Genomic DNA, 4,403 nt, shown 5'->3' with positions numbered 1-4,403 from the left:
GCAGGAGTGGCGACGCCCTGGTCGACAGCCTGGTCTTCGCCGGCCGCTTTGGGGCGATAGACAGCGTCTGGCGCGCCGGCCGTCCCGTCGTCTCGGGCGGCCGCCACCGGCATCGCGAGGCGATCGCCGAGCGCTATCGCCGGGTGCTGAAGGACCTGCTGTCTTGACGGCCGTTCCTCTCCACCAGCGCATCCGCGACGAGATCGAGGGGCTGATCCGCTCGGGCGCCTGGGCGCCCGGCCATCGCGTGCCGTTCGAGAGCGAGCTGATGGCCCAGTACGGCTGCTCGCGGATGACCGTGAACAAGGCGATGTCGGCGCTGGCCGATGCGGGCCTCGTTGTGCGCCGCCGCCGCGCCGGCTCGTTCGTGGCCCGGCCCAAGGTGCACTCCACGGTCCTCGACATCCCCGACATCCAGGCCGAGATCACCGCCCGGGGCGAGACCTACGCCTTCGTGCTGCTGGCCGCCGAGCGCCGGCCCGCCGATCCCGACGATGGCGACGAGGCCGAACTGGCGGGGGAGGGCGACCTGATCGCCCTGCGCGGCCTGCACGTGGCCGGCGGCCGGCCCTTCGCTCTGGAAGACCGCCTGATCAGCCTGGCCGCCGTGCCCGAGGCCGCCGCCGCTGACTTCGCCGCCGAGCCGCCCGGCGCCTGGCTGCTGCACCACGTGCCGTGGACGGAAGCGGAAAGCCGGATCAGCGCCGTGGGCGCGGAAGCCGCCGTCGCCGAGCTGCTGGCCCTGGACGTGGGCACGGCCCTGCTGGCCGTCGAACGCCGCACCTGGCGGGCCGGCGAGCCGGTGACCCACGTGCGCCAGCTGTTCCCCGGCGAGGCCTACGATCTGGTCGCGAGGTTCGGTCCGGCGCGCTGACGGGGCGTCGTCGTCTCGCGCATGGCGCTTGCGCGTATCGGCCTATACCTTCGGGCGAGTCGGGGCCGGCCGTCCCCGGCTTGGGGGAATACCGTGACCGAGCCGTCCTTCGCACCGCCCGCCCAGACCCGCCTGCCGGGCCTCGACCTCTGGGATGAGATGAACGATCCGCCGCCTCGCGAGGTGCGGATCCTCGACGTCATCCATCGGATGTACGACTTCAATCAGGACCGCACCAACAACCAGGAACGGCGCGTGCTGCACCTGCGCGCCCTGCACGTGCTGGAGGGAAGGCTGGTCCTGGTCGAGAAGCGGGTCATTCACGACAGCCTGATCTTCGCGGCCCTGGGCTCGTCCGAGCGGACCTTCGCCAACCCGCTGCTGGCCTGGAACGCCATGGAGGCGGTCGCCGCCCGCAACACCAAGTTCGCCTTCACCGACACGCGTCCCCAGCCCTGTTCGCCGGAGGTCGCCGAGCTCCTGGGGGAGGCCGCCGGCGCGCCCGCCCTGTCCTATCGGCACGACGCCTTGGACAACGAGCATCAGACCTTCTTCAACGTCGAGCAGTGGGCCGTGGGCATGAAGCTGCGCACGCTCGAGGGCAAGGCGTACTGGGACTGGCTGGACTAAGGACGGCGGCCGGCGCCTTCCGCCTGGGCGGAACGGCCGCGATTTTCCCGCTCCGGCGTTCCCTGATGCACGTTCGCCCGAGTTGTCATACACCGTTATGCGAGTGGCTGACGGAATCGCGCCCGGAGCGCGCGTGGGGGCTTGCGTGAAGGAACTCGAGGCGATCACCGGCGGGGCGCTGGGCGGCTGGCTGGCGCGGTTCAAGTCGGACGGGCGCTCGTCGCACGCGCCGCCGCCGCCCGGAACCAGGTGCGAGAACTGCGAGACCGAGCTGGTCGGCCACTTCTGCCATGCCTGCGGCCAGGAGGCGTCGAACCATCACAAGTCGATCCTGCACGTCACCTGGGAAGCCATCGAGGGCATGTTCCACCTCGACGGCCGGCTGTGGCGCACCGTGCCGTGGTTGTTCGTGCGGCCCGGCCGGCTGACGCGGGAATATCTCGACGGCAAGCGCGCCCGCCACGTGCCGCCGTTCCGGCTGTTCCTGGTCGCCCTGCTGCTGTTCATCCTCTCGGCCGAGACGGTGATCCACAAGTCGATGCACGACGCCCAGCATGGGGCGGGCCATGGCGTCCAAGCCCAACCCCAGGCCCAGGCCCAGGCGGAAGCCGGTCACGGCGAGCACGGCAAGCCCGCGGCGCAGGCTGGCCACGACAAGTCCGCCAAGGCCGACGCGACGGCCCAGGCCGTGCCCGGCCAGGTCGCCTCGGAGCTGCGCGACTCGCTGAAGAAGGACGGCGTGCTGACCGACAAGCCGGGCGCCGACGGCAAGCAGCAGTTCGTGGAGTCCGATTCCGACTCCACCGCCGCCGAGAAGGCCCGCAACGAATGGCTCAACACCCAGCTGGGCAAGGCGATCGCCACGCCCGGCTACTTCATGGTGGTGGTGTTCGGCTGGGGCCACCGGCTGGCGGTGCTGATGCTGCCGATCCTCGCCCTGGCCCTGGGCGCCTGCTATTTCTATCGCCGCAAGTTCTTCATGTACGACCACCTGATCGTCTCGATGAACTACCTGTCGTTCGTCTTCCTGCTGTGGGCGCTGGTGTTCGTCCTGCCCAAGCCGGTGAAGGACATCGCGATCCTGGCGGCGCTGATCTGGGCGCCGGTGAACCTGTTCGCCACGCTTCGGGGCGTCTACGGGTCGAGCGTTTTCGGCGCGGTGGTCAAGACGGGGTTCGTCTGGTTCACCACCCAGACGGCCTTCCTGCTGCTTCTGCTGGGCCTGCTGTGGCTCGGGCTGTCGCAGATCTGACGGCCGGCGCCGCTTTATTGTTCGTAAGCTGACATTATCCCCAACCGGCGCCGGCGGCTGTCATGACAGTTTCGCATGCGCCTGTTACGCGGACGGTGTTCTGCGGAAATAATCAACAACCGCAGGCACTTCTACGTAAAAAGGGGATTACTTCGTGTCCAAGTCCATGATCGCCCGGTCGGCGCTGATGCTGACCTGTGCGATGGGCGCGCTCGCCAGCGCCGCCGTCGCCAACGCCCAAGAAGCCGCCGACTCGACCAGCCTGGAAGAGATCATCGTCACCGCCGAGCGCCGCTCGGTGAACCTGCAGGACACGCCGCTGTCGGTCGCCGTGGTCGGCGGCCAGGACCTGCGCGCCCTGCAGGCCGGCGGCGACGACATCCTGGCCCTGGCCGGCCGCGTGCCCGGCCTCTACGCCGAGACCACCACGGGCCGCATCTTCCCGCGCTTCTACATCCGGGGCCTGGGCAATATCGACTTCTACCTCGGCGCCTCGCAACCGGTGTCGATCATCCAGGACGAGGTCGTGCTCGAGCACGTGGTGCTGAAGTCGAACCCGGTGTTCGACGTCCAGCAGGTTGAAGTGCTGCGCGGCCCGCAGGGCTCGCTGTTCGGCCGCAACACCACCGCCGGCATCATCAAGTTCGACACCGCCAAGCCGACCCAGACCCTGCAGGGCCAGGCCCAGGCCTCGTACGGCAGCTACGGCACCACCACCTTCGACGGCGGCATCGGCGGCCCGATCGTGGCCGACAAGCTGGCCTTCCGCGTCTCGGCCCTCTACCAGCACCGCGACGACTGGGTGGACAACACCTTCACCGGGACCAGTGCCGACGGCACCAAGACGCCGCAGAGCGACGCCATGGGCGGCTTCGACGAGCGCGACATCCGCCTGCAGATCCTGGCCACCCCGACCGAGAACCTGTCGGTCCTGGCCTCGGCCCACGCCCGCAGCTACGAGGGCACCTCGACCCTCTTCCACCGCGCCGGCCTGAAGAAGGGCTCCAACAGCACCCAGTACGCCGAGCGCGACAAGGTCGCCCTCGACGAGGCGGTCAACAACCCGCAGGCCTACGACACGGTCGGGACCTCGCTGAAGATCGACTACGACTTCGGCGGCGTGAAGCTGACCTCGATCAGCGCCTATGAGGGCACCGACGGCTACAGCCGCGGCGACACCGACGGCGGCGCGGCGGCCAACTTCCCGGTCGGCGGCGTGGCCAACGGCTATGGCCAGTCGCAGGGCGCGGTGAAGGACCTCGACCAGATCACCCAGGAAATCCGCCTGGCCAGCGACACGGACGGCGCCTTCAAGTCGCAGGTCGGCGGCTTCTTCTTCGACAGCCGCGACATCACCAACTTCTACCAGCGCGCCTATTTCGTCCGCACCAACCCCAACAACTGGGTGTCGCTGAAGAACGCCAACACCTCGTGGGCGGTGTTCGGCCAGGTCAGCTATGATCTTTCCGACAAGCTGACCCTCACCGCCGGCCTGCGCGAGACCGAGGACACCAAGAAGACCACCCTGCTGAAGACCGCCGACACGGCCGCCGGCGCGGTCACCTATACCGGCCGCCGCTATGTGAAGATGTCCGACACCCAGCCCAGCTGGGACCTGTCGGCGCTCTACAAGGTGACCGACGACGT

General features: G+C 69.0%; 4 protein-coding genes. All 4 read left to right on the top strand.

Translation table 11 applies throughout. From position 1 onward, the window contains the following. Window positions 1–163: 163 nt before the first annotated feature. Window positions 164–874 (top strand): histidine utilization repressor, encoded by a 711-nt coding sequence (hutC, locus tag DMC18_RS19925; RefSeq protein WP_110117970.1) that lies wholly within the window; start codon window positions 164–166, stop codon window positions 872–874. A gap of 93 nt (window positions 875–967) precedes the next feature. Next, on the top strand, window positions 968–1,504 hold the full coding sequence (locus DMC18_RS19920; protein ID WP_158285941.1) for a UTRA domain-containing protein: 537 nt from the start codon (window positions 968–970) through the stop codon (window positions 1,502–1,504). 145 nt (window positions 1,505–1,649) lie between these two features. Next, window positions 1,650–2,756, top strand: coding sequence for a DUF3667 domain-containing protein (locus tag DMC18_RS19915; RefSeq protein ID WP_158285940.1), 1,107 nt, complete (start codon window positions 1,650–1,652; stop codon window positions 2,754–2,756). 154 nt (window positions 2,757–2,910) lie between these two features. Next, on the top strand, window positions 2,911–4,403 hold a 1,493-nt coding region (locus DMC18_RS19910), incomplete at its 3' end, for a TonB-dependent receptor (RefSeq protein WP_233248233.1).

This window comes from Caulobacter sp. D5, from assembly GCF_003185805.1.
Taxonomy (GTDB): Bacteria; Pseudomonadota; Alphaproteobacteria; order Caulobacterales; family Caulobacteraceae; genus Caulobacter.
Note: the sequence above shows the minus strand (reverse complement) of the source record. Positions and strands in the feature narration are given on the sequence as shown.